23 protein-coding genes and 1 riboswitch are annotated in these 25,822 nt (G+C 60.0%); of the genes, 13 read left to right on the top strand and 10 right to left on the bottom strand.

All coding sequences use genetic code 11. The annotated features are described in order from the left end of the window. The first annotated feature begins 184 nt into the window (after window positions 1-184). From ACYZUC_RS22215 to ACYZUC_RS22225, 3 genes are all read left to right on the top strand, one after another. A complete protein-coding gene (locus tag ACYZUC_RS22215) occupies window positions 185-1,951 on the top strand; it encodes a flavin monoamine oxidase family protein (protein WP_461990403.1) in 1,767 nt (588 codons plus the stop codon). 252 nt (window positions 1,952-2,203) lie between these two features. After that, window positions 2,204-2,755: a cytochrome b gene (locus ACYZUC_RS22220; protein WP_461990405.1), complete on the top strand. Its 552-nt coding sequence runs from the start codon at window positions 2,204-2,206 to the stop codon at window positions 2,753-2,755. A 32-nt stretch (window positions 2,756-2,787) separates the two neighbouring features. Continuing rightward, on the top strand, window positions 2,788-3,384 hold the full coding sequence (locus ACYZUC_RS22225) for a YceI family protein (protein ID WP_008033318.1): 597 nt from the start codon (window positions 2,788-2,790) through the stop codon (window positions 3,382-3,384). Window positions 3,385-3,673: 289 nt separating this feature from the next. On the opposite strand, the gene ACYZUC_RS22230 is transcribed toward ACYZUC_RS22225, so the two are convergent. From ACYZUC_RS22230 to ahcY, 4 genes are all read right to left on the bottom strand, one after another. Next, the gene (locus ACYZUC_RS22230) at window positions 3,674-5,548 is read right to left on the bottom strand and encodes a DEAD/DEAH box helicase (protein ID WP_461990407.1); all 1,875 of its coding nucleotides are present in this window, start codon (window positions 5,546-5,548) and stop codon (window positions 3,674-3,676) included. A 222-nt stretch (window positions 5,549-5,770) separates the two neighbouring features. Beyond that, the gene (locus ACYZUC_RS22235; protein WP_461990408.1) at window positions 5,771-6,586 is read right to left on the bottom strand and encodes a substrate-binding periplasmic protein; all 816 of its coding nucleotides are present in this window, start codon (window positions 6,584-6,586) and stop codon (window positions 5,771-5,773) included. 196 nt (window positions 6,587-6,782) lie between these two features. Continuing rightward, window positions 6,783-7,628: a methylenetetrahydrofolate reductase [NAD(P)H] gene (gene metF / locus ACYZUC_RS22240; protein ID WP_008045026.1), complete on the bottom strand. Its 846-nt coding sequence runs from the start codon at window positions 7,626-7,628 to the stop codon at window positions 6,783-6,785. Between the two features lie 191 nt (window positions 7,629-7,819). Further along, the gene (gene ahcY, locus ACYZUC_RS22245; RefSeq protein ID WP_461990410.1) at window positions 7,820-9,229 is read right to left on the bottom strand and encodes an adenosylhomocysteinase; all 1,410 of its coding nucleotides are present in this window, start codon (window positions 9,227-9,229) and stop codon (window positions 7,820-7,822) included. 23 nt (window positions 9,230-9,252) lie between these two features. Next, window positions 9,253-9,351, bottom strand: a riboswitch (S-adenosyl-L-homocysteine riboswitch). 198 nt (window positions 9,352-9,549) lie between these two features. Between ahcY and ACYZUC_RS22250 the strand changes: the two genes are divergently transcribed. Both ACYZUC_RS22250 and ACYZUC_RS22255 read left to right on the top strand, forming a co-directional pair. After that, complete coding sequence (locus ACYZUC_RS22250; protein ID WP_008033312.1) at window positions 9,550-9,942, top strand: acyl-CoA thioesterase; 393 nt, start codon at window positions 9,550-9,552, stop codon at window positions 9,940-9,942. A gap of 173 nt (window positions 9,943-10,115) precedes the next feature. Next, window positions 10,116-10,997, top strand: coding sequence for a formate/nitrite transporter family protein (locus tag ACYZUC_RS22255; RefSeq protein ID WP_461990411.1), 882 nt, complete (start codon window positions 10,116-10,118; stop codon window positions 10,995-10,997). 146 nt (window positions 10,998-11,143) lie between these two features. Here the strand turns inward: ACYZUC_RS22255 and ACYZUC_RS22260 are convergent, their stop codons facing one another. Further along, window positions 11,144-12,313, bottom strand: a complete 1,170-nt coding sequence (locus ACYZUC_RS22260) for an MFS transporter (protein ID WP_461990413.1) — start codon at window positions 12,311-12,313, stop codon at window positions 11,144-11,146. Between the two features lie 284 nt (window positions 12,314-12,597). On the opposite strand from ACYZUC_RS22260, the gene ACYZUC_RS22265 reads away from it, so the two are divergent. Both ACYZUC_RS22265 and ACYZUC_RS22270 read left to right on the top strand, forming a co-directional pair. Beyond that, a complete protein-coding gene (locus tag ACYZUC_RS22265; RefSeq protein WP_461990414.1) occupies window positions 12,598-13,431 on the top strand; it encodes an EamA family transporter in 834 nt (277 codons plus the stop codon). A gap of 41 nt (window positions 13,432-13,472) precedes the next feature. Next, a complete protein-coding gene (locus ACYZUC_RS22270; RefSeq protein WP_461990416.1) occupies window positions 13,473-13,856 on the top strand; it encodes an MAPEG family protein in 384 nt (127 codons plus the stop codon). A 126-nt stretch (window positions 13,857-13,982) separates the two neighbouring features. On the opposite strand, the gene mltA is transcribed toward ACYZUC_RS22270, so the two are convergent. After that, on the bottom strand, window positions 13,983-15,167 hold the full coding sequence (gene mltA / locus ACYZUC_RS22275) for a murein transglycosylase A (protein WP_461990418.1): 1,185 nt from the start codon (window positions 15,165-15,167) through the stop codon (window positions 13,983-13,985). Between the two features lie 128 nt (window positions 15,168-15,295). Here mltA and ACYZUC_RS22280 point away from each other — a divergent pair, with 128 nt between their 5' ends. Continuing rightward, window positions 15,296-15,745, top strand: a complete 450-nt coding sequence (locus tag ACYZUC_RS22280) for a c-type cytochrome (protein ID WP_461990420.1) — start codon at window positions 15,296-15,298, stop codon at window positions 15,743-15,745. A 128-nt stretch (window positions 15,746-15,873) separates the two neighbouring features. On the opposite strand, the gene ACYZUC_RS22285 is transcribed toward ACYZUC_RS22280, so the two are convergent. The 4 genes from ACYZUC_RS22285 to ACYZUC_RS22300 all read right to left on the bottom strand — a co-directional run bounded on the left by ACYZUC_RS22285 (window position 15,874) and on the right by ACYZUC_RS22300 (window position 20,415). Continuing rightward, window positions 15,874-16,269, bottom strand: coding sequence for a DUF1090 domain-containing protein (locus ACYZUC_RS22285; RefSeq protein WP_461990422.1), 396 nt, complete (start codon window positions 16,267-16,269; stop codon window positions 15,874-15,876). 98 nt (window positions 16,270-16,367) lie between these two features. After that, window positions 16,368-18,041 carry an NAD-dependent DNA ligase LigB gene (gene ligB, locus ACYZUC_RS22290; RefSeq protein ID WP_461990424.1) on the bottom strand — a complete coding sequence of 558 codons (1,674 nt, stop codon included), beginning with the start codon at window positions 18,039-18,041 and terminating at the stop codon, window positions 16,368-16,370. Window positions 18,042-18,210: 169 nt separating this feature from the next. Beyond that, a complete protein-coding gene (gene metK / locus ACYZUC_RS22295) occupies window positions 18,211-19,401 on the bottom strand; it encodes a methionine adenosyltransferase (protein ID WP_008033298.1) in 1,191 nt (396 codons plus the stop codon). A gap of 18 nt (window positions 19,402-19,419) precedes the next feature. Then, on the bottom strand, window positions 19,420-20,415 hold the full coding sequence (locus tag ACYZUC_RS22300) for an ArsR/SmtB family transcription factor (protein WP_008033297.1): 996 nt from the start codon (window positions 20,413-20,415) through the stop codon (window positions 19,420-19,422). A gap of 260 nt (window positions 20,416-20,675) precedes the next feature. Here ACYZUC_RS22300 and tkt point away from each other — a divergent pair, with 260 nt between their 5' ends. The 5 genes from tkt (at window position 20,676) to ACYZUC_RS22325 (ending at window position 25,730) form a co-directional block, all read left to right on the top strand. Then, window positions 20,676-22,673 carry a transketolase gene (gene tkt, locus ACYZUC_RS22305; RefSeq protein ID WP_461990426.1) on the top strand — a complete coding sequence of 666 codons (1,998 nt, stop codon included), beginning with the start codon at window positions 20,676-20,678 and terminating at the stop codon, window positions 22,671-22,673. 183 nt (window positions 22,674-22,856) lie between these two features. Further along, window positions 22,857-23,909 carry an erythrose-4-phosphate dehydrogenase gene (gene epd / locus ACYZUC_RS22310; protein ID WP_461990428.1) on the top strand — a complete coding sequence of 351 codons (1,053 nt, stop codon included), beginning with the start codon at window positions 22,857-22,859 and terminating at the stop codon, window positions 23,907-23,909. Between the two features lie 12 nt (window positions 23,910-23,921). Continuing rightward, window positions 23,922-25,085 carry a phosphoglycerate kinase gene (locus ACYZUC_RS22315; RefSeq protein ID WP_192416742.1) on the top strand — a complete coding sequence of 388 codons (1,164 nt, stop codon included), beginning with the start codon at window positions 23,922-23,924 and terminating at the stop codon, window positions 25,083-25,085. A gap of 34 nt (window positions 25,086-25,119) precedes the next feature. Continuing rightward, on the top strand, window positions 25,120-25,341 hold the full coding sequence (locus ACYZUC_RS22320) for a hypothetical protein (RefSeq protein WP_008033291.1): 222 nt from the start codon (window positions 25,120-25,122) through the stop codon (window positions 25,339-25,341). A gap of 56 nt (window positions 25,342-25,397) precedes the next feature. Further along, the gene (locus ACYZUC_RS22325) at window positions 25,398-25,730 is read left to right on the top strand and encodes an MliC family protein (RefSeq protein ID WP_008045002.1); all 333 of its coding nucleotides are present in this window, start codon (window positions 25,398-25,400) and stop codon (window positions 25,728-25,730) included. The last annotated feature ends 92 nt before the right edge of the window (window positions 25,731-25,822 follow it).

Here is a 25,822-nt window from a genome sequence, read left to right on the forward strand (position 1 = left end):
ATACAATCGCGCAAGCCTATGCAATGCGTGGCATCGGGACAACCCATTGTGTCGAATGAGCTACTTTGAATAGGGCGATAGACGTCGCTGGCGGCCCTTTGATGGCTAACGTATTCTTCGCGGTTCTTTGAGTCGCCTGACTCGTAAAACTGCTTTTTTCTCGTGTATTTCCGGAGTTCGCTGAATGTCTGCTGGTTGGCTGCGCGCCTGTGCGCTGGTGATGTTGGGGCTGTTCAGCGTGTCTGCGCTGGCCAAGGATAAAACGGCGATCGTGATCGGCGGCGGGCTCTCGGGCCTGACGGCGGCGTACGAACTGCAGAACAAAGGCTGGCAGGTGACCCTGCTGGAAGCCAAGCCGACCCTGGGCGGTCGTTCCGGCATGGCCACCAGCGAATGGATCGGCAACGACAAGACTCAGCCGGTTTTGAACAAGTACGTATCGACCTTCAAGCTGAGCACCACGCCGGCCCCTGAATTCGTGCGCACGCCGAGTTACCTGATCGACGGCGTGTATTACTCCGCCGCTGACCTGGCCACCAAAGAGCCGGCCACCGCTGACGCGCTCAAGCGTTACGAGAAGACCCTGGACGACCTGGCGCGCTCGATCGAAGACCCGCTGAACCCTGCCGCGACCAGCGCGCTGCATGCCCTGGATCAGATCAACGTCTCCAACTGGCTCGACCGTTTGACGTTGCCAGCCACGGCTCGTCAATTGATCAATCAGCAAATTCGTACCCGTTATGACGAACCTTCGCGCCTGTCGTTGCTGTATTACGCACAACAGAGCCGGGTTTACCGCGGCGTGTCCGACCGTGACCTGCGCGCTTCGCGCCTGCTGGGCGGTAGCCCGGTGCTGGCACAAGCCTTCGTCAAACAGCTGAAAACCATCAAGACCAGTTCCCCGGTCTCGTCCATCACCCAGGACAAGGACGGCGTGACCGTCAAGGTCGGCAGCGTCGGCTATCAGGCTGACTACGTCGTGGTCGCGGTGCCATTGCGCGCCCTCAACAAAATCGTGATGACCCCGGCGCTGGATGCCCAGCACATGGGCGCGATCAAAGGCACCAACTACGGTTGGCGCGACCAGATCATGCTGAAGTTCAAGACCCCGGTCTGGGAAAGCAAGGCGCGCATGTCCGGCGAGATCTACAGCAACACCGGCCTGGGCATGTTGTGGGTCGAGCCGGCGCTGAAGGGTGGCGCCAACGTGGTGATCAACCTGTCCGGCGACAACGCGCGGGTGATGCAGGCCTTCGGCGACAAGCAGATGGCCGATCAGGTGCTGATTCGCCTGCACACGTTTTATCCACAGGCGCGCGGTTCGTTCACCGGTTATGAAATCCGTCGCTACAGCACCGACCCGTCGATGGGCGGCGCTTACCTGGCCTTCGGTCCGGGCCAGATCAGCAAGTTCTGGCGCTTGTGGGAACGTCCGCTGCAACGCGTAGCGTTCGCTGGCGAACACACCGACACCTTGTACCCGGGCACTCTGGAAGGCGCGTTGCGCACCGGTCAGCGTGCAGCCAGTCAGGTTGAAGACCTGGCGGCCGGCAAGTCGTTTGAACCGGCGAAGGTCGTTCCGGCAGCGACTGCTGCTGCAGCGGGCGCAGTGGCGGCGAAGAAAGGCAACTTCTTCAGCAACCTGTTTGGTGGTTCCTCGGACGACGACAAGAAGCCGGAGCCCGTAAAGGCGCCAGAACCCGTCACACCGCCAGCCCCGGCACCGGCTCCAGTTGCAGCCCCGGCCCCCGCGCCAGTGGAAGCGCCAAAACCTGCCGCCCCGGTGAAAGCCGAGCCGGCCAAGAAGGCTGCGGCCAAAGCGCCGGCGAAAAAGCCTGCGGCCGAAACCAAAAAGGCCCCGGCGAAACCGGCGCCAAAGAAAGCTGAAGCGGCGAAGAAACCAGCAGCCAAACCTGCTGCGACTCCGGTAGCTGATACCAAAGCGCAGTAAGCGTCTGGATTAGAGAAACGCGGCGTAAATGCCGCGTTTTTTTATGCCTGAAGAAAAGATCTGAATAAATCTCATGGCGCCGGTGTTCTTGATGTGGACGTCATTTTTTTTCACACATTGGTCTTTAATCTTTCCTTAACTCACCGATTTCAGACTCTTGATCGTATTTCTCGATATTTCAAAGCGAAATTTTCCGCTTTAATTCGATAGATAACTCGATAGTCTTGGTCGCAATTCTCACAGGATTTGGGCATGCAGCTACGTAACTCTTCTTCCCGCTACGGTTGGGTCAGCATCTTCATGCACTGGGGCGTGGCGCTGGCGGTCTTCGGTCTGTTTGCGTTGGGCTTGTGGATGGTCGATCTCGACTACTACAGCACCTGGCGCAAAGATGCGCCGGAGCTGCACAAGAGCATTGGCCTGGTGTTGCTGGCCGTGATGGTGCTGCGGGTGCTGTGGCGCTTTATCAGCCCACCACCGCCAACACTGGAAAGCTATGGCCGGCTGACGCGCATGGGCGCGAAGTTTGGCCATTCGTTCCTGTACCTCGGTCTGTTTGCTGTGATGATTGCCGGTTACCTGATTTCCACCGCAGATGGTGTCGGGATTCCGGTGTTTGGCCTGTTTGAAATTCCTGCGCTGGTATCCGGACTACCGGACCAGGCAGACACCGCCGGTGTGATTCATCTGTATCTGGCATGGGTGCTGGTAATTTTTTCCGGTCTCCATGCGTTGGCAGCATTGAAGCACCACTTTATCGATCGTGATGCGACCCTTACTCGAATGCTGGGTCGCAAAGCCTGAAGTTCAACCTCGACTCCAAAGGAATAGAAAGCATGTTGAAAAAGACCCTCGCCGCTCTGGCAATCGGTTCCGCTCTGCTGTCCGCCGGTAACGTAATGGCAGCTGACTATGTCGTCGACAAGGAAGGCCAGCACGCCTTCGTTGACTTCAAGATCAGCCACCTGGGCTACAGCTTCATCACCGGTACCTTCAAGGACATCGACGGCAAGTTCAGCTTCGACGCTGCCAAGCCTGAAGACGCCAAGATCGAGTTCAATGTGAACACCGCCAGCGTCTTCACCAACAACGCCGAACGCGACAAGCACATCGCCAGCGGTGACTTCCTGAACGCGAGCAAATTCGCTAAAGCCACCTTCGTTTCCACCAGCGTCAAATCCACCGGCAAAAACGCCGCTGGCAAAGACACTGCGGACGTGGCGGGTGATCTGACTATCGCTGGCGTGACCAAGCCAGTCGTGGTCAAGGCGACTTTCCTGGGTGAAGGCAAGGATCCATGGGGCGGCTACCGTGCCGGCTTCGAAGGCACCACCAACCTCAAGCGTTCCGATTTCGGCAAGCAGAAAGACCTGGGCCCAGCGTCCGACGCGGTTGAGTTGTACGTAACGTTTGAAGGTGTCAAAGCGAAGTAACTTTCGCACCTGACACAAAAACGCCCCCGACCTCACGATCGGGGGCGTTTTTTATTGCCTGCCCAAATCTGCATGACCACCACAAATCCCCTGTAGGAGCCGGCTTGCTGGCGATGGCGGTGTGTCAGCCGATATCAACGTGACTGACACGACGCCATCGTCGGAACGCCGCCCGCAGCAAGCCGGCTCCTACAGGGTTTTTGTCCGGCGTAAAAAATGGGGTTTTGTCAGGCATAAAAAAATGCCCCGAATCGTGAGATCAGGGGCATTTTTCATGGCAGGGTAAAACTCAGCGGTTGCGAGTCAGCAACGCTGGTTTCTCACCACGCGGACGGCCTGGCAATTGATCAAGCTGTTCAGGTGTCGGGAAACGATCGGTTTTCGACTCCTTGTGAATGATCTTCGGAGCCGGGCCGCGCGGGTTCTGCACAGCGGGTTCCGAGCGTGGCTGCTCGTCACGTGCCGGGCGACGGTTGCGACCTTCTTCGCGACGGGCCTGGCCGTCACGAGGTGCACCGTTGCGTGGACCGCTGCGTTTGGCTGGCGGCGTGCCAGTGGTGGCGCCGTCGCTGCTGCGTGGACCGCTTTGGCGACCCTGAGGCTTGCCGCCGGTGCGTGGAGCACCTGCGCCAGCGGCCGTGCCTTGTGCCGGAGCACCCGGACGGCGGCCACGGCCCTGGGCCGGTTTGGCTTGAGGCACGTAGTCGACGCGGTTACCGAAGTTATCGATATCGTCGTCCAGGAACTCGTCCGGAGCGCGATCAGCGGCAGCGCGTGGCGCCGGGCGCTGTTGCTCGCGGGCAGGCGTGCCTTCACGTGGCTTCTGCTCACGTGCCGGGCGCTCGCCACGGCCGCTGGCCGCCGGTTTTTCCTTGCCGCCCTTGTCCTTGCCCTTGTCTTTACGACCGCCGCCACCGCCGCTGCCGTTCGGACCGTCGCCGCGCGGGCCACGTGGGTTGCGCGGGTTACGCACGTCCGGACGCTCGCGCACTTCCGGTTTCTCGGCTTCCACGGCGCTGGAATCGAAGCCCATCAGGTCGCCGTCGGCGATTTTCTGCTTGGTCATGCGTTCGATGCTTTTCAGCAGTTTTTCTTCGTCCGGAGCCACCAGCGAGATCGCCTCGCCCGAACGACCGGCACGGCCAGTACGGCCGATACGGTGCACGTAATCTTCGTCGACGTTCGGCAGTTCGAAGTTGACCACGTGTGGTAACTGGTCGATGTCGAGGCCGCGCGCGGCGATGTCGGTAGCGACCAGGATGCGCACTTCACCGGCCTTGAAGTCGGCCAGGGCTTTGGTGCGCGCGTTCTGGCTCTTGTTGCCGTGGATGGCGACGGCGCTGAGGCCGTGTTTGTCCAGGTACTCGGCCAGGCGGTTGGCGCCGTGCTTGGTGCGGGTGAACACCAGCACCTGTTCCCAGGCGCCCGCGGTGATCAGGTGCGCCAGCAACGAACGCTTGTGGTTGGCTGGCAGGCGGAAAACCCGTTGCTCGATACGCTCGACCGTGGTGTTCGGCGGTGTCACTTCGATGCGTTCCGGGTTGTGCAGCAATTTGCCAGCGAGGTCGGTGATGTCCTTGGAGAACGTCGCCGAGAACAGCAGGTTCTGACGCTTGGCCGGGAGGCGAGCCAGGACCTTCTTCACGTCATGGACAAAGCCCATGTCGAGCATGCGGTCGGCTTCGTCCAGCACGAGGATTTCCACGTGGGACAAATCGACGCTGCCTTGGCCGGCGAGGTCGAGCAGGCGGCCAGGGCAGGCTACTAGCACGTCAACACCACGGGACATGGCCTGAACCTGTGGGTTCATGCCGACGCCGCCGAAGATGCAGGCGCTGACGAACTTCAGGTCACGGGCATAGATCTTGAAGCTCTCGTGTACCTGAGCCGCGAGTTCGCGGGTAGGGGTCAGGACCAGTACGCGCGGTTGGCGCGGGCCGTGACGCTGGGATTTGTCCGGGTGACCGTTAGGGAACAACCGCTCCAGGATCGGAAGGGCGAAGCCACCGGTTTTACCAGTACCTGTCTGAGCCGCAACCATCAGGTCGCGACCTTGCAACACGGCGGGAATAGCCCGCTGTTGCACCGGAGTAGGCTCGGTATAGCCCGCTGCCTCGATGGCGCGGACTAAAGCCTCGGAGAGACCGAGGGAAGCAAAGGACATGAGTAATCCTGTTTTAGTTAGGGCTTGGCCCAATGGGAGTCTTGCCTGGCGCGAATGGCGTTTAAGAGGACGCAATCCCGTCCGGTCCTGCTGGGCCTCGAAGGCTCGTCTGGAGCGCTCGCGCGGGCTGAAAAGCTGCGCTGTAGCGGGGTCGAGATGCCTTGAACAAGTCCGAGCGTCCGGGCGTGAGCCTGGCGGGAAGGCCGGAGTATAACAGAGCAATCACTGCGCGCCGCTTTCCTGCTGCTCAACGGTTTTTTCGCGGGCAGCGGTGGCCCCGGCAGTTTTCGTGCTGGTAGCCGGATCGGCGCCATAACGGGCACTCAGTTCGGCGTACGCGGGTTCGCGCTTGAATCGTTTGAGCTCGGCGCCGAAGCGCTGCACCAGCAAATCCATGCCCGCGTTGCGGCGCACCGCCAGGAACTGGCTCTGCTGGCTGATGATGGTCGGGTTTTCGCTGATCTGGTCGCGGATATTCAATTCGTCGAGCAAATGCTGGCCCACCCGGCGGTCGGTGATCAGCAGGTCGATCCTGCCGCGCACCAGTTTGCCGAAGTTGGCTTCATGGGTGGGCGCCGGTTCGCGCGTGAACAGCGTCGATTCACGGAAGTCCGGGCTGTACAGATAGCCCGGCGAGGTGCCTATCGTCAGGCCTTTCAGATCGTCGAGGGTGCTAAACGGATGCGGGCGTTCGTTGGCATAGAACAGCACGAATTGGACTTCCGAGAGCGGTTCGCCGGGGTAGAGCAGGGTCGCATCGCGCTCGTCGCTGTGAAAAATGTCCAGCGCGCCATCGGCCTGGCCGGTTTCAAGCATCGACAGGCAGCGTTTCCACGGCAGGAACTGCCACTCGACTTCGATCCCCAGGCGCTTGAAGACGATGGCCGTGGTTTCGTAGTCCAGGCCCAGTGATTTGCCGTTTTCCTCGTAGACATAAGGCGCCCACGGTTCAGTGACAATGCGCAGTTTCTCGCCCCGAGCGGCGAAGCTCAGGCAAGTGAAAACCAGCACGGCAATTAACTGTGGGATCAAAGGCATGGGCTTGAGATTACGACGAGAAACGGGAAAGAGCCAGAAACCGACTGCAGATGCTCTATCTCCGTGTGTTGCATCACAGTAAAAGTGCGTAGAAAGCAAAAGATCGCAGCCTTCGACATCTCCTACAGGGATTAAACATGCCCAAATGTAGGAGTTGCCGAAGGCTGCGATCTTTTGATCTTGCTTTAAACGTTTTTCAGCGCGGCAACTTCAGGTTGTTCCACACCGCCAGACTCGCTTCAGCCTGGTTCAGTGTGTAGAAGTGCAGCCCTGGCGCGCCACCTTGCAGCAGGCGTTCGCACATTTCGGTGATGACTTGTTCACCAAAGCCTTGAATGCTCTGGGTGTCGTCGCCGTAGGCTTCCAGTTGCTTGCGGATCCAGCGCGGGATTTCCGCACCGCAGGCATCGGAGAAGCGCGCCAGCTTGCTGTAGTTGGTGATCGGCATGATGCCCGGCACGATCGGGATGTTCACGCCCATCGCCCGTACACGCTCGACGAAGTAGAAGTAGCTGTCGGCGTTGAAGAAGTACTGGGTGATCGCGCTGTCGGCGCCAGCGTTGGCTTTGCGCACGAAGTTGGTCAGATCGTCTTCGAAATTGCGAGCTTGCGGATGCATCTCCGGGTAAGCGGCGACTTCGATGTGGAAATGATCGCCGGTCTCTTCACGAATGAATTGGACCAGGTCGTTGGCGTGGCGCATTTCGCCGCTGGCCATGCCCATGCCCGAAGGCAGGTCACCGCGCAGGGCAACGATGCGCTTGATGCCGGCGGCCTTGTATTGCGCCAGCAGGCCGCGCAAGTCGTCCTTGCTGTCGCCCACGCAGGACAGATGCGGTGCGGCAGGGACTTTGACTTCGCTTTCGAGCTGCAACACGGTGTTGAGCGTTCGATCACGGGTCGAACCGCCAGCGCCATAGGTGCAGGAGAAGAAATCGGGGTTGTACGTGGCCAGCTGACGAGCAGTGGCGAGCAGCTTTTCATGCCCAGCGTCGGTCTTCGTAGGGAAGAACTCGAAGCTGTAGCGACGGTCTTGGGACATGGTCATATCCTTGGAAACGCGTAAGCCTTGCAGTCGCCACGCTTTCTGTAGGAGCGAAGCTTGCTCGCGAAAGCAACAACACGGTGCTTCAGAAACAACGCGGTGATGCTTTCGCGAGCAAGCTTCGCTCCTACAGAGGAGCGTGGTTTCTGCTTAAGTCCGCTCCCATGGGGAGCGGACAGCAGGTCGAATCAGTAGCGGTAAGCGTGCGGCTTGAACGGACCTTCGACAGTCACGCCGATGTAGTCGGCCTGGGTCTTGGTCAGTTGAGTCACGACGCCGCCGAAACCGCGGACCATTTCCAGGGCCACTTCTTCGTCGAGTTTCTTCGGCAGTACTTCAACAGTCAGGCGCTCGGCTTTCTGGGCTGGCGACAGGTCGGCGTACTTCTGACCAAACAGGAAGATCTGCGCCAGAACCTGGTTGGCGAACGAACCGTCCATGATGCGGCTTGGGTGACCGGTGGCGTTACCCAGGTTAACCAGACGGCCTTCGGCCAGCAGGATCAGGTAGTCGTCGTTCTGGGCATCGAATGCGCCAGGACCGGTACGGTGGATTTTGTGAACCTGTGGCTTCACTTCTTCCCATGCCCAGTTTTTGCGCATGAAAGCGGTGTCGATTTCGTTGTCGAAGTGGCCGATGTTGCAGACAACAGCGCGCTTCTTCAGGGCCTTGAGCATGTTCGCGTCGCAAACATTGACGTTACCGGTGGTGGTCACGATCAGGTCGATCTTGCCCAGCAGCGCTTTGTCGATGCTTGCTTCGGTACCGGTGTTGATACCGTCGATGAACGGCGAAACCAGCTCGTAGCCGTCCATGCAGGCTTGCATGGCGCAGATCGGGTCGACTTCGGAGACTTTAACGATCATGCCTTCCTGACGCAGGGACTGAGCGGAGCCCTTGCCCACGTCACCGTAACCGATGACCAGCGCTTGCTTGCCGGACAGCAGGTGGTCGGTGCCGCGCTTGATCGCGTCGTTCAGGCTGTGACGGCAGCCGTACTTGTTGTCGTTCTTGCTCTTGGTCACCGAGTCGTTGACGTTGATGGCCGGGATTTTCAGCTCGCCCTTGGCCAGCATGTCCAGCAGGCGGTGAACGCCAGTGGTGGTTTCTTCGGTCACGCCGTGAACGCGATCCAGAACCTGTGGGTACTTGTCGTGCAGCAGCTGGGTCAGGTCGCCGCCGTCGTCGAGGATCATGTTGGCATCCCATGGCGCGCCATCTTTCAGGATGGTTTGCTCCAGGCACCACTCGTACTCTTCTTCAGTCTCGCCTTTCCAGGCGAAAACCGGGATGCCAGCAGCGGCGATAGCAGCAGCGGCCTGATCCTGAGTCGAGAAAATGTTGCAGGACGACCAGCGAACTTCGGCACCCAGGGCAACCAGGGTTTCGATCAGCACGGCAGTCTGAATGGTCATGTGGATGCAGCCGAGAATCTTGGCGCCTTTGAGCGGCTGCTCACCGACGTACTTGCGGCGCAGACCCATCAGGGCTGGCATTTCGGATTCAGCGATGATGGTTTCGCGACGGCCCCAGGCAGCCAGGGACATGTCGGCGACTTTGTAATCGTTAAAATCTGCAGGCGTGATAACAGCGCTCATGATGAGCCTCCATTCGTAATGTATGCGAATGGGCGCCGTTGTGCGTTTAGTGTCTGGCCGTGGCCAGTCAACGCCCCATCCGAGCCTGACAGGTTGAACCTGCTGCAGCGCCCCTCGGACAGGTGGCGGGAAAACGGTATCAACTGAAGATGACCGTTTTGAAACGGGGGCGATTATAGCGGGCTATGCTGATCTTCCAAAGCGTTTCTGTCAGTCAATGTCCGAACGGTAATCGTGACCATAGACGATGCTTAATAGAGCTCTAGTCCGGGCTCTGCCATGATGGCACCCATCATTCGGCAAGACGCTCAGGAGTGAATATGAATTTCCACACCCGCAAATGGGTAAAACCCGAAGACCTCAACCCCAACGGCACACTGTTCGGCGGCAGTCTGTTGCGCTGGATCGACGAAGAAGCGGCGATCTACGCCATCGTCCAGTTGGGCAATCAGCGCGTGGTGACCAAGTACATTTCCGAAATCAACTTCGTCAGCGCCTCGCGCCAGGGCGACATCATCGAACTGGGCATCACCGCCACCGAGTTCGGCCGCACCTCGATCACCCTGACTTGCGAAGTGCGCAACAAGATCACCCGCAAAAGCATCCTGACGGTGGAGAAGATGGTCTTCGTCAACCTAGGTGAAGACGGCCTGCCCGCCCCACACGGCCGGACCGAGATCAAGTACGTCAAAGACCAGTTCAAGGACGAGTAATGCGAGTTCCGTAGGAGCCGGCTTGCCGGCGATGGCGTAATCAGCATCACCACAGAAACCGAGTCGACCCCATCGCCAGCAAGCTGGCTCCTACAGAAACCAGTCAGTGCACTGAACAAGCGCCGAACCCCGCATGTCGTACCTACATGACACGCCACCGGTTCCGGAGCTCTATGGACGCGCAAAAAGACGGCAAGACCCCGAACCTCTCGGCTGAAGAACGGCATGACGTCGAAAAAAGCCAGCCGCCACGTGCGGCCGTATTGCACGAAATCATCCGGACCCAGGGCGATCAGGAACTCGAACGCAGCGTCGCCGCGCTATGGTGGTCGGCGCTCGCCGCCGGCCTGACCATGGGCCTGTCGCTGATGGCCATGGGGTTGCTCAACTCGCGCCTGCCGGACGGCGAACACTTCAAGGTGATTGCCAGTTTCGGTTACTGCGCCGGGTTCCTTGCGGTCATCCTCGCCCGCCAGCAATTGTTCACCGAGAACACCCTGACGGCGGTGCTGCCGGTCATGACCAAACCCACCCTGAACAATTTCGGCCGGTTGTTGCGGCTGTGGTCGGTGGTGCTGGTGGGCAACCTTTGCGGCACCTTGCTGGTCGCGTATGTGATGTTGCACCTGCCGATTTTCGACACCAAGACCGACCTGGCCTTCCTCGATATCGGACGCAAAGTCATGGAGAACGACGCGAGCAAGATGTTCGCCAAAGGCATTGTGTCGGGCTGGATGATCGCGACCATGGTCTGGATGATCCCGTCCATGGAGAGCGCCAAGATGTGGATCATCATCCTCATCACCTACCTCATGGCGCTGGGGGATTTCACCCACATCGTCGTCGGTTCGGCCGAGGTGTCGTATCTGGTGTTTGCCGGCGAGTTGCCGTGGAAGGATTTCTGGCTGGTGTTCGCAGGTCCCACGCTGGCGGGGAACATCATCGGTGGCAGCTTTATCTTTGCGCTGTTGAGCCATGCGCAGATTCGCAGCGAAAGCGGGCCGCCGAAGCAGTCTGCGGATCGGAAACCCGACCCGCAGCAGGTCAAAAAATAATCAGTGATGCCCGGTCTTCGTGTGCGAGCAGCAGGGTCGTGGTGCCTACGGTCGGGGTTTCGCCGAGTTCAGCTTCTTCGCGGGCAAGCCTCTCTCAGGTTCTACGCGATCCTGTAGGAGCGAGGCTTGCCCGCGAAGGCAATTATTCAGCCGGACACATTGACCGCAGCCACACCGCGACGTTGCAGGTAAATGAAGAAAAGCGCTGTCAGCACCGTCAGGCCACTGACCAACGCCCCGGTCCAAGGCAAGTCCGCCAGGTCCGCGCCGCTGGCGACCACCAGCCCGCCAATCCACGCGCCCGCCGCATTGCCGAGATTGAAAGCGCTCTGGTTCAACGTCGAACCGAGGTTCGGAGCTTCATGCGCCTGATCAATGATCAGCAGTTGCAGAATAGGGCACAGGGCGAAGGCAAAAATCCCCCACAACACCAGCGTGATCGCCGCCGGAATCACCGAGTGACTGGTCTGCGTGAACGCGGCCAGCACGACCACCACCGCCAACGCCATGCCCACCAGCGAAGGCAGCAAGCGACTGTCGGCCAGGCGGCCGCCGAGCATGCTGCCCGCGGTCAAACCGACGCCGAACAACAGCAGCATAATCGTCACGCCGTGCGGGCTGACCCCGGTGATGTCCTGCAGGATCGGCGCGATGTAGGTGAACACGCTGAACAGGCTGGTCGACGCCAGCACGCTCATGCCCAGGGCCAGCAGCACACTGACCTTGCCCAACACCTTGAACTCGCTGGCGAGGTTGGCCTTGTCCATGGCGATGTCCTTCGGCAACCAGACCCACTGTGCAATTGCGGCGATTACACCGATCACCGACACCGCCCAGAACGTCGAACGCCAACCGGCGTATTGGCCGAGCGCGGTGCCCAATGGCACACCGAGCACATTGGCCAGGGTCAGGCCGGTGAACATCATGGCAATCGCCTGCGCCCGTTTGTTCGGCGCGACCAGACCGGCCGCGACCACCGAACCAATGCCGAAGAACGCCCCGTGGCACAACGCGGTAACCACTCGCGCGGCCATCAGCGTGGCGTAGTTTGGCGCCAGCGCGCACAGCACGTTGCCGAGGATGAACATCAGTGTCATGCCCAGCAGAGTGGCTTTTCGCGGCATATTGGCGGTGCCGACCGCGAGGATCGGCGCGCCGAACACTACGCCCAGGGCGTAACCGGTGATCAACAGACCGGCGTGGGGAATGCTGACGGCGAGGTCGCGAGCGACGTCGGGCAGCAAGCCCATGATGACGAATTCAGTGGTGCCGATGCCGAACGCGGCAACAGCGAGGGCAAGCAAGGCGAGTGGCATGCGCAAGGTCTCTGTCGGTAGTCTTGACGCTGTGATCAGGCATACGCAGGCCGACGACCGTTCTCGAAGAGAGCGGGCCATGGCAGAAATTATTGGAATTAGTCTGTGCGCAACTGAGTGCGGCGTGGTCGCTTGCAGTATAAACAGCTGCTGACATATGGCGAATCAATTTCCCCCCCCGACCTTGTGGGAGCACGGCTTGCCGGCGATGGCGTTCTTGAGGATGTCATCGCCGGCAAGCCGGGCTCCTACAAGGGCCGAGGGGGCAAAAAAAGGAGTGTGCCGTGCTTGCGACGGCGTTGGTGTTGGTGGCGGCGTTGTTGCACGCGGCGTGGAACACCCTGATTAAATTCAGTGCGGAACGGTTGTTGGTCGTGGCCTGCATGGACAGCGTGGCGATGCTTTTTGTCGCGCTGATGCTGCCGTTCGTGGCGCTGCCACCGATTGAAATCTGGCCATGGATTCTCGCATCGGCAGCGTTCGAATTGCTTTATCGCTATCTGCTGATTCAGGCCTATCGGGTGGGTGATCTCGGTTTGGTGTACCCGCTGATGCGTGGCTTGTCGCCGTTAGTGGTGCTGGCCTTGACGCTGATCTTTGCCGGGGAGGTGCTGACGAATCAGCAGATCTTCGGAATTCTGCTCATCCCGTTGGGCATGCTGTGCCTGCTGTGGCAGGGCGGTGGCGGTACGCGTTTGCCGTGGTCGATGCTGCCGGTGGTAGCGCTGATTGGCCTGTGCATTGGCTGCTACACCTTTATCGATGGCCAGGCGCTGCGGCGCTGGTCGCATCCGCTGGATTACCTGGTCTGGGTGACGTTGCTCAGCGCCTGGCCGTTTCCGCTGCTGGCGTTGGTGCGCAAGCGGCTGGCGTTCATGCTGTTCTGGCGTGAACAATGGCGCTTGGGATTGGCGGTCGGGTTCTGCGTGTTGTTCAGCTACGCTCTGGTGCTGTGGGCGATGCAGCTGGGGTCGATTGCAGAAGCGGCGGCATTGCGCGAGATCAGCGTGATTCTGGTGGTGCTGTTTGGCATGCGCTATCTGAAAGAACCTTTCGGTCGGCCGCGGCTCTTAGCCTGTGGGCTGGTGCTGATCGGCATGTTGGTGATGAAGTTTTGACCGGAATCCGGATTTTATAACTCGAAGAAAGGGACTGCGATATGACGCTTGCTCTGTGGTGCATTTTGATTGCGATCTTCTTGCCCTATCTCTGCGTGGGTATTGCCAAGGTCAGTGGCCGTTTTGGACTGAAAGACAACCATGACCCCCGGGACTTTCTCGAGTCACTGAATGGTTTGGGCCGGCGCGCCTATGCGGCGCAATTGAACAGTTTCGAAGTGACCCCGGCGTTCGCGGCGGCGGTGATCGTGGCCCACCTGGCCGGCAACGCCGAGCTGGTGACGATCAATGTGCTGTCGGTGTTGTTCATCACCAGCCGTCTGCTGTACATCATTTGCTACCTGGCTGACTGGGCGATTCTGCGGTCGTTGGTGTGGTTTGTGGGGATGGGGTTGATCGTGAGTTTTTTTGTGGTTTCGGTCTGACAATTTGCTGTGTCAGTGATGACCCCTTCGCGAGCAGGCTCGCTCCCACATTGGATTTGCGTCGATTACAAATCTCTTGTGGGAGCGAGCCTGCTCGCGATGACTATCTGACTGCCGATACAAGGCTCAAGGACTGGTCTTCACCGCATCCGCCACCTGAGGCACTTGCGGCAATGCCGCGCCTTTGGGCCAGAGCATCCAGATCTGTCCCTGCTGTTTCATGTCGCCAGCCAGTTGCCCCGCCGCTTCGCCGGTGCCCCAGAACAAATCCGCACGGACTTCACCGGCAATCGCGCCGCCAGTGTCTTGAGCCGCCACCGGACGAACCAGCGCGGTGCCGTCCGGCCGCGTTGTGGATAACCACAACAGACTGCCCAGCGGAATCACTTTGCGATCCACTGCCGCGCTGTAACCCGCCGTCAGCGGTACGTTCAGCGAGCCGCGAGGGCCTTCATTGCTGTCCGGGTTACGGGTGAAGAACACATAGCTCGGGTTGCTGCCGAGCAGTTCCGGAATGCGCGCCGGATTGGCCTTGGCCCAGTCGCTGATTGCGCCCATGGTCACGTCTTCTTTCTTCAGTTCGCCTTGCTCTACCAGCCAGCGGCCGATGGGGCGATACGGATGGCCGTTCTGGTCGGCATACGCAATGCGCAACTGGCGACCATCGTCGAGCTGAATGCGACCGGAACCCTGGATTTGCAGGAATTGCAGGTTCATCGGGTCAGTCAGCCACGCCACGACCGGCGCCTTGACCCCTTTGGTTTCGATGGTTGCCGCATCGTCGTAAGGCTTGAGCACGCGACCTTCGAGCCGTCCGCGCAGGCGTTTGCCTTTGAGCTCCGGGTAGATGCTGTCCAGAGAGACGATGATCATGTCTTCTGGAACCCCGTACACCGGGATGTTCGCCACGGTAGTTTGGGTCAGGCTGCCGGGGTAGACCGGCTCGTAGTAACCGGTGATCAGGCCGTTGGGATTGTCGTTGGCGGCGCGCAGGCCGTAGACGTCGAGGTTCTGTTTGAGGAAGCCGCGAATGTCACTGGCGGTTTGCGGCACGCTGGTGGCAGCCGCACAGGTCGAGCCCCAGATCGGGTCGGCCTTGAGTCGGGTACAGGCGCTGCGCCATGAACCGAAACCGGCGACCAGGTCGTTATCGGACACCGTCGGCAGGGCTTCCCAGGTGGCGCTGGAATAAGTCGCCAGCGCGTGGGTCTTGGGTTTGTTGTTGTCACCGCCGGTGCAGCCTGCAAGCACGGCCACCATCGGGAGGGTCCAGGCGAGGCGGTGACGCCATGCCTTGAAACGGCTGTTCATGGAGTAATTCCTTTGTCGGTTGCCTGAGTGCTCCATGCGCTCAAACAACCCGTATTGATAATAGGGCTATTGGTCTTTGCCGATGACGCGAGGATACTGGCCGCCGTTTCCCGTGACCTGAAGCCACCATGACTCTTAAAAGACTTTCCGTTGTATTGCTGGCCTGCCTGACCTTGTCCGCGTGCGGCGGTGTCGATCCGAATTCGCCACTGGGTCAGCGCAAGGCAATCTTCAAACAAATGCTCAAGACTGGCGAAGACCTGGGTGGCATGTTGCGCGGCCGCATTCCATTCGATGGCCCGAAATTCGCTGACGGCGCGGTGAAACTCGATGCGCTGTCCCAGGAACCGTGGAAGCATTTTCCGCAGGTGCGCGAAGAAGATCACACCAGCGCCAAGGGCGACGTGTGGCAGAAACAGGCACGCTTTCAGGAAATGGCCCGCAACCTTGAAGCCGCCACCGGTGAATTGGTGATTGCCAGCAAGGTTCAGCCTTACAAGGCCAGCAACCTGGGGCCGGCGGTGCAGAAGGTCGAAGATGCCTGCAGTGCCTGTCATAAAGAGTTTCGGGATCATTAACATGCGGTGCTTTGGCTGACGTCTTCGCGAGCAGGCTCGCTCCCACATAGGAATGCATTCCCCTGTGGGAGCGAGCCTGCTCGCGAAGCTCCCTGAAGAACGCTACAAATTCCTGACTTTACCTTTTCTTATTTATCCAGCTCGTCGAGCGCGTCCTGCAGTTCCTTGCGCGACTCGGCGAGTTTGTCTTTACGCTTGTTGATCTTCTCGGGGTCGCCTTTCTTCATGGCTTTGTCGAGATCGGCCTGGCGCTTGCTGACTTCATGCTTGGCGTCGAGGACCTTGTTTTCCCGCTCCTTCTTCAGCGAAGCGTCAGTGCAATGCGCGGTGACTTCGCTCAGTGCCGTTTCCAGACCAGCCTGCTGATCGGCGTTGCCATGGGATTTGGCCAGTTCGATCTGGTTGATGATGCCTTGTTTCTTGGCGGCACAACCGGTCAGCCCCGGGGCCTCTTCGGCGGCCATCAGTGGCGCGGCCATCACGCTGCAAAGGGTCAGCAGGGCGAGCGGTGAAAGAAATTTCATAAAAGCTCCATGTGCAGGTGCAATCGGGTCGATAGGGCGATGGGCGTTTGAGCCCATCGGCCTCTTTGGGTTCCCGGGCGGGCGAGTATCTGCGGTCGCTAAAAACCGTCGATCCCCGCCGCACGTAATGTGTCGCTCAAGGCCAGAACCTGCGGGTCGCGGAAAAATGCGCTCAATTGCGCCGCGCGTCCCGGGCCGATGCCGGCTTCGGCCTGCCATTGTTCGGTGTTTCGTTGTGCCAGTTCCTGCCAGGAGTCGGCGAGGTTCGCCTGGCCGGTCGGCGGTAAACCCAGGGCTTTGAGCCAGCGAGCAAAAGGGCGTTGGCGGGCACTGTTGAAACTGTTTAGAAGACGAGTACTGCTGCGCTCGCCGAAGCCGTTAATGTTAGCAAGCTCTTGAGCATCGAGGGTCAACCAATCCAGCAGGCCGTTCAGGTGGCCTGTTTCGAAAAGTTTCTCCCACGTTCCTGGGCCGACATGAGGCATGGCCAACCCTTGCTTGCCGCTGAGCCAGGTCAGTCGCGCGAGAAATTGGCTTTCGCAGCCCGGCGTCGGTTGCCAGCAACTCAAATGATTAAAGTCGGCTGCCAGCGGCGCGTTCAAGGCTGGGCGTTCGGCGGCGCGTAGTACGACGCCGTCGAGCCGGGGAATGGTCAGCCCCGCGAGGCTGATGGACACCTGATCACCGGGGCGGATGTCCAGCGCCTCCCAGCGCCGCAGTGAGCTGACGCTGACATGCTTGATCTGCCGGTCATCGAGCGTCACCGGTTTCAAGTCCAGCACTGGTGTGATCCGTCCGGTGCGACCGACCTTGAAGTCGACTTTGCGTACTTCGGCCAACGCCTGGGCAAAGGGGTATTTCCAGGCGACGGCCCAGTACGGTGTTTTTGCCTGCCGGCGCTCGGCCGAAGGGCGTTGGCTCTGGCGCAGGACCACACCGTCACTGGCAAAGGGCAGGGGCGAGCGGTACCAGTGATCGCGCCAGTGTTCGGCATCGGCAAATGTCTGTACCGGCTGACTGTAAGGCGCGATGCTCGGCAAACCCAGCTCATCCAGAGTGGCGATGCGAGCAGGCAAACCGGCCGGGCCTTGTGGCCAGTCCCAGATAAACAGGCCGATGCCTATGGCCTGCTTAGGGCTGAGTTCCTTGCGCGCCATCAAACCGGCCACGGTGGCGCGGGCGTTGAGGCTTCCCGCCTTGACTTGAACATGGTCGACCAGTCGCCAATAGAGTTCACCTTGCACCAGCAGGTCCAGCGGTTTCGACAGTTGCCGGGGGATGGCGGGGATCAGTCGCGCCGAGGTTGTCCAGTCTTGCCCGTTTATTCCGTCGCCGCGACTGATTGCCTGGTGCAGTACGCCCTTGCGGTAGATCAGCGTCACCGCCACACCATCGACTTTGGGTTGTACCCAGATGTCCTCGCGGCTGCGCAGCCAGTTTTCGACAGCATGACTGTCCCGCACTTTTTCCAGGCCTGTGTGGGCAATGGGGTGGGCAATTTTGCCGCCAGCCGTGCGTAATGGTTCGGGCGTTAGACCCAGGTCAAAGCAACTGCGCCATTCGGTCAATTGAGCGAGGGCCTGATCATAAAGTTCGTCGGCAACCAACGAGCGGCCATGGCGGTGATAACTGTCATCCCAAGTGTCGATTAGTTTTTGCAGGGTTGTGATTTCTTCCAGAGCCCTGTCGGGCGGCCAGTCGGGACAGTCGGCTGCGGTTGTAGTGAGGCAAAAAAAGCTCAGAGAAAAAACAGAAAACAGGCGCAGAAGCATCGTGAGCGTCCTTGCTCAAGGGGAGTGCTTGAAGGCTAGTCAGTATTTGCTGGCAGGAAGTGTGGGTGTTTTGCCTGGTGTTTCCGGGCGGCCGTAGGTCTCAAACGCAAGACAATAAAAAGCCCCGCACGGCGAACCGTGCAGGGCTTTTGGTACCGCCGGGGAGGTCTTACAGGCCGGCAGCCGAACGCAGGTCGTCGGCGCGGTCGGTTTTTTCCCAGGTGAACGTGGTGAAGGTGTCTTCGCCAACGGTCTTGGTTGCCGGGGTGCGACCGAAGTGGCCGTACGCTGCGGTTTCCTGGTACATCGGGTGCAGCAGGTCAAGCATGGTGGTGATTGCGTATGGACGCAGGTCGAACACTTCGCGAACCAGTTTGACGATTTTGTCGTCGCTGATTTTTCCGGTGCCGAAGGTGTTCAACGAGATCGAAGTCGGCTGGGCAACACCGATCGCGTAGGAAACCTGAATCTCGCAACGCTCGGCCAAGCCTGCAGCGACGATGTTCTTCGCCACGTAACGACCGGCGTAGGCAGCCGAACGGTCAACCTTCGATGGATCTTTACCGGAGAACGCGCCGCCGCCGTGACGGGCCATGCCGCCGTAGCTGTCGACGATGATCTTGCGACCGGTCAGACCGCAGTCACCCACTGGGCCGCCAATGATGAACTGGCCAGTCGGGTTGATGTGGAACTGGGTGTCTTTGGTCAGCAGTTCGGCAGGCAGCACGTGCTTGACGATCAGCTCCATCACGCCTTCGCGCAGGTCTTTGTACGACACTTCAGGGTTGTGCTGGGTCGACAGTACAACGGCGTCGATACCGACAACCTTGCCGCCTTCGTAACGGCAAGTCACTTGCGACTTGGCGTCCGGGCGCAGCCAAGGCAGCAGGCCGGATTTACGGGCTTCGGCCTGGCGCTGAACCAGTTGGTGCGAGAAGGTAATCGGTGCTGGCATCAGCACGTCGGTTTCGTTGCTGGCGTAACCGAACATCAGGCCCTGGTCGCCGGCGCCCTGATCTTCAGGCTTGGCACGGTCAACACCCTGGTTGATGTCAGGGGACTGCTTGCCGATGATGTTCATCACACCGCAAGTGGCGCCGTCGAAGCCGACATCGGAGCTGTTGTAGCCGATGTCCAGAATGACGTTGCGCACGATTTCTTCCAGGTCGACCCAGGCCGACGTGGTGACTTCACCTGCGATGATTGCCACGCCGGTTTTTACCAGCGTTTCGCACGCCACACGGGCGAACTTGTCTTCAGCAATGATGGCGTCCAGCACCGCATCGGAAATCTGGTCGGCGATTTTGTCCGGATGCCCTTCAGACACGGACTCGGAGGTGAAGAGGGAGTATTCGCTCATCTCGATTTTTTCCTGAATTTACCGATGGTGAGTGTCGCCAGTTGGCCGCTGAAAGTGGCGGACCTGAATCTGGAAACCATTACGTAAGCCTACATAGAGGCTTTCCCCGGGAACGAGTCCCGCAGCGGTGGCCCAACGGGCCAGATCGTCCTGTTCAAACCCCAACCAGAGATCACCGCAGGCCTCCCTGGCCCAACTCTGGTTGTGGCTACATAACTCTGTCACAAGCAGGCTACCGCCCGGTTGCAGCAATTTGGCCATGTGCTTGAGCGCATCGGCCGGTGCGGCAAAGTGGTGCAGCACCATGTTCAGTACAACGCAATCGGCCTTGAGGCTTACGCCATTCAATGCATCGGCCAGTTGCAGGCTGACGTTAGCCAGCGTTTCACGTTCGCAGACCTGCCGCGCCAATTCGAGCATCGCCTGGCTGTTGTCCAGCGCGGTGACGTGAGTGAAACGGCGCGCCAGTTCCGGCAAAAAAGCACCGTCGCCAGGGCCGACTTCAATGGCCGTGGCGCCTTCACTGAAGCTCAGTTTGTCGAGCAAGGCCACCACGCTTTCGCGGTACTGCGGCAGGCCGGCAATCAGGTCTTGCTGGGCGCGAAACTTCTCCGCGACCCGTGAGAAAAAGTCCTGGCTGGCCGCTGCGCGTTGCCCGTGGACCTGACCGATCCGCGACTGCACATCGGCAGGCAGGGTCAGGTTGTCCACTTCTTCGAGCAGCGCGGCGTGCAGCTTGCCGCCGAGCAGGTCGGTGTGGGGCAGGGCGCGACGGTAGAAAATCGCGTTGCCTTCACGGCGCGTCGCCACCAGGTCGGCCTGGGCCAGCACCTTGAGGTGATGACTCATGCCCGACTGGCCAATACCGAAGATTTGCGCCAGCTCAAGTACGCCAAACGAGTCGTTGGCCAGCGCGCGCAATACATTCAGCCGCAGAGGATCGCCACCGGCCTTGCACAGGGCCGCCAGCTCATCGCACTCGTCATGTTGAATGGAAGGCACGCGTAAATTCATAGGGCCAGCAGTCTAGTGACGGTCAGAAAGCACTGCAAGAGCAATATCAAAAAGTTTTGATATTGCTCGATGGGTGGCACTTCTGATGACTTGTTCCACTCTACAAACGAATAGCAGAAAGGTTTCACCAGCCGAAACCGTCTTTATCCATTGGAAAAACGCCTTCAGATGACTATCTGTCATTGCCGCGAGGCATGCCTGTGAGGGAAAATGCTCGCCTTTTTTCCGTTTCGTTTTATTCAAACCCTAGGAGATCAGCGATGCCCAGCCGTCGTGAGCGTGCCAACGCCATTCGTGCCCTCAGCATGGATGCCGTGCAAAAAGCCAACAGCGGCCATCCCGGTGCCCCGATGGGTATGGCGGATATCGCCGAAGTACTTTGGCGTGACTACCTGAAGCACAACCCGAGCAATCCATCGTTCGCCGACCGTGACCGCTTCGTGCTGTCCAACGGCCACGGCTCGATGCTGATCTACTCGCTGCTGCACCTGACCGGCTACGACCTGTCGATCGATGACCTGAAGCAATTCCGTCAACTGCACAGCCGTACCCCGGGTCACCCGGAGCTCGGCTACACCCCGGGCGTTGAAACCACCACCGGTCCACTGGGCCAGGGTCTGGCCAACGCCGTGGGTTTTGCCCTGGCTGAAAAAGTCCTGGCGGCGCAGTTCAACCGCCCGGGCCACAACATCGTTGACCACCACACCTACGTGTTCCTGGGTGATGGCTGCATGATGGAAGGCATTTCCCACGAAGTCGGCTCGCTCGCCGGTACTTTGGGCCTGGGCAAGCTGATCGCTTTCTACGATGACAACGGCATCTCCATCGACGGCGAAGTCGAAGGCTGGTTCACCGATGACACGCCGAAGCGTTTCGAAGCCTACAACTGGCAGGTGATCCGCAACGTCGACGGTCATGATCCTGAAGAGATCAAGACCGCCATCGAGACCGCTCGCAAAAGCGCGCAGCCGACCCTGATCTGCTGCAAGACCACCATCGGTTTCGGTTCGCCGAACAAGCAAGGTAAAGAAGATTGCCACGGCGCCCCATTGGGTGACGCGGAAATCGCACTGACCCGTACTGCTTTGAAGTGGAATCATGGTCCGTTCGAAATCCCGGCCGATATCTATGCCGAGTGGGACGCCAAGGAAGCCGGCCGAGCTGCCGAAGCCGAGTGGGACCAGCGTTTCGCTGCCTACTCCGCCGCTTTCCCGACCGAAGCGAACGAACTGATTCGTCGTCTGAGCGGTGATCTGCCGGCCGACTTCACCGAGAAAGCCGATGCTTATATCGCTGAAGTCGCTGCCAAAGGCGAAACCATCGCCAGCCGTAAAGCCAGCCAGAACGCTCTTAATGCGTTCGGCCCGCTGCTGCCTGAGTTCCTCGGCGGCTCCGCTGACCTGGCCGGTTCCAACCTGACCCTGTGGAAAGGCTGCAAAGGCGTCACGGCTGAAGACGCCAGCGGCAACTACATGTACTACGGCGTACGCGAGTTCGGCATGACCGCCATCATGAACGGCGTTGCCTTGCACGGCGGCCTGGTGCCTTACGGCGCGACCTTCCTGATGTTCATGGAATACGCCCGCAACGCCGTGCGCATGTCGGCCTTGATGAAGCAGCGCGTGATCCACGTCTACACCCACGACTCCATCGGTCTGGGCGAAGACGGCCCGACTCACCAGCCTATCGAGCAACTGGCCAGCCTGCGCTGCACGCCGAACCTCGACACCTGGCGTCCAGCCGACGCCGTGGAATCGGCGGTGAGCTGGAAATGCGCGCTGGAACGCAAGGACGGTCCTTCGGCCTTGATCTTCTCGCGTCAGAACCTGCAGCACCAAACCCGCAACGCGATTCAGATCGAAGAGATCTCCCGTGGCGGTTACGTGTTGAAGGACTGTGCAGGCGAGCCTGAGCTGATCCTGATCTCCACCGGTTCCGAAGTCGGCCTGGCGGTTCAGGCTTATGACAAGCTGACCGAGCAGGGTCGCAAAGTGCGCGTCGTTTCGATGCCGTGCACCAGCGTGTTCGATGCCCAGGACGCCGGCTACAAGCAATCGGTCCTGCCGTTGCAAGTCAGTGCCCGTATCGCCATCGAAGCCTCTCACGCGGACTACTGGTACAAGTACGTGGGCCTGGAAGGTCGCGTCATCGGCATGACCACCTACGGCGAGTCGGCGCCTGCGCCAGCCTTGTTCGAAGAGTTCGGCTTCACCCTGGAAAACATCCTGGGTCAGGCTGAAGAGCTGCTGGAAGACTGATCCAGAAGTTGCGTTATCGGGGCTGACGTCTTCGCGGGCAAGCCTCGCTCCTACAAGGGATAGCGTTGTTGGCGGAATTGGGTGCATCCCGATCCCCAACAATCGCAAACCTGTAGGAGCGAGGCTTGCCCGCGAAGACGGCAGACCTGGCGACCACATTCCCAAGCGTCATCGAGAACCCTCATGCCTCAACCGCGTCCCTACAAAGTTGCACTCAACGGCTACGGCCGGATTGGTCGTTGCGTCTTGCGTGCGTTGTTTGAGCGAGGCTCGGCGGCCGGGTTTGAAATTGTCGCGATCAACGATCTGGCGGACATGGCCAGCATCGAATACCTGACACGCTTCGACTCCACGCACGGGCGTTTTCCCGGCGAGGTGAAGGTCGACGGCGATTGTCTGCATATTAATGGCGACTGCGTGAAGGTCCTGCGCAGTGCCACCCCCGAAGGCATCGATTGGGCGTCCCTGGGCGTCGATCTGGTGCTGGAGTGCTCCGGCGCTTACAACACCCGTGAAGACGGCCAGCGTTTCCTCGACGCTGGCGCGCCACGCGTGCTGTTTTCCCAGCCGATGGCCAGCGAGGCGGATGTCGACGCCACCATCGTCTACGGCGTGAACCAGGATTGCCTGACCGGCGACGAGCTGCTGGTGTCCAACGCATCCTGCACCACCAACTGCGGCGTGCCGCTGTTGCGCCTGCTGGATCAGGCCATCGGCCTGGAATACGTGTCGATCACCACCATCCACTCGGCGATGAACGATCAGCCGGTGATCGATGCCTATCACCACGAAGACCTGCGCCGCACGCGTTCGGCGTTTCAGTCGGTGATTCCGGTGTCCACTGGTCTGGCGCGCGGCATCGAACGCCTGTTGCCGGAACTTGCCGGGCGAATTCAGGCCAAAGCCGTGCGGGTGCCGACGGTGAACGTGTCTTGCCTCGATATTACGATGCAGACCGTGAGCGACACCGACGCCACCGAGGTCAACCGGATTCTGCGCGAGGCTGCCACCAGCGGCCCGCTCAAGGGGCTGCTGGCCTACACCGAGCTACCCCACGCAAGCTGTGATTTCAACCATGACCCACATTCGGCGATCGTCGATGCCAGTCAGACCCGAGTTTCCGGCCCGCGGCTGGTGAACATCCTGGCCTGGTTCGACAACGAATGGGGTTTTGCCAACCGAATGCTGGACGTTGCAGAACACTATCTGCAAACAGCAACTTCAAAAAAACCGTAGGAAGTGCGACCCATGACCGTGTTGAAGATGTCCGACCTCGATCTGCAAGGTAAGCGCGTATTGATCCGCGAAGACCTCAACGTCCCAGTCAAGGACGGTGTTGTCACCAGCGATGCGCGAATCCTGGCCTCGCTGCCGACCATCAAGCTGGCCCTGGAAAAAGGCGCGGCCGTGATGGTCTGCTCGCACCTTGGCCGCCCGACTGAAGGCGAGTTCTCGGCCGAGAACAGCCTCAAGCCTGTCGCTGACTACCTGAGCAAGGCCTTGGGCCGCGAAGTGCCGCTGGTTGCCGATTATCTGGGCGGCGTTGACGTCAAGGCCGGCGACATCGTGCTGTTCGAAAACGTGCGCTTCAACAAGGGCGAGAAAAAGAACGCTGACGAACTGGCCCAGCAATACGCCGCCCTGTGCGACGTGTTCGTGATGGACGCCTTCGGCACCGCTCACCGCGCCGAGGGTTCGACCCACGGCGTGGCCAAGTTCGCCAAAGTCGCGGCCGCGGGCCCGTTGCTGGCCGCTGAACTGGACGCGCTCGGCAAAGCCCTCGGCGCTCCGGCTCAACCCATGGCAGCCATCGTTGCCGGTTCCAAGGTGTCGACCAAACTCGACGTGCTGAACAGCCTGAGCCAGATCTGCAACCAGCTGATCGTCGGCGGTGGCATTGCCAACACCTTCCTGGCCGCAGCCGGTCACCCGGTCGGCAAGTCCCTGTACGAACCGGACCTGCTGGACACTGCTCGCGCCATCGCCGCCAAAGTCAGCGTGCCGCTGCCGGTCGACGTGGTGGTCGCCAAGGAATTCGCTGAAAGCGCCACCGCCACCGTCAAGCTGATCGCCGATGTGGCGGCAGACGACATGATCCTGGACATCGGCCCACAGACCGCGGCGAATTTCGCTGAGCTGCTGAAGTCGTCCAAGACCATCCTGTGGAACGGCCCGGTGGGCGTGTTCGAATTCGACCAGTTCGGTAACGGCACCAAAGTGTTGGCCCAGGCCATCGCCGAAAGCTCGGCGTTCTCCATCGCGGGCGGCGGCGACACCCTGGCGGCCATTGATAAATATGGCGTTGCCGAGCAGATCTCCTACATTTCTACCGGCGGCGGCGCATTCCTCGAATTCGTCGAAGGCAAAGTGTTGCCGGCCGTAGAAGTCCTGGAAAGTCGGGCGAAGGCCTGAGGTCGCTGATTTGACCAGGCAAAGGAGTGTTCAGATGGTCAAGACGCTAGCGCTGTTGATCGTTGCCGGTTCACTGGCGGCTTGCGGGAGTAACCCGAAGGCCGCACCGGAACCTGCGCCGCAATCGGTGCAAAAGAGCTGCTACCAGGCTGACTGGCAAGCGGAAACCAACCCGGTGCTCAACAAGCGTTCCGGGCCTGATGGCCTGGACAAATACGAAACACAGACCCCCGCCAAGGAACATGGTTGTCCTTGACGGGTCTGACTCCTTACTCAGGGCTGGCAGCGTGCGCCGTCAGTCGAGGAACACGGATGAAAGGTTTTATCGCCATTACGGCGCTGGTTCTGCTGGCAGGTTGCTCGAATTTTGACCTGTTCAAGCCGGCCCAATCGACGGACAGCTGGGCCACCTGGACCTGCGACAGCCAGGCCAAAGTGGTCTGGCGCTACACTGACGACAGCCACAAGGCCGTCGACGTGCGTCTCGGCGGGGCCGATCAGGTCTATCGCCTGAAGCTCGAGCCGGGCGCCGAAGGTTCGCTGTACAGCAACGACATGCTGGCGTTTCACATAAAAGGTGAGGAAGGCCTGGTTTACTGGGTCGCCACCAACGATTTGATCGGCCGCGGTTGTAAAGCCGAGTAATTGAAGGCTTGTGCCAAGCCTGTAGGAGCGAAGCTTGCTCGCGAAGAGGGCGCCACATTCAACGCATGTGGTGTCAGTTAAACCGCTTTCGC

The organism is Pseudomonas sp. GT1P32, assembly GCF_054897805.1.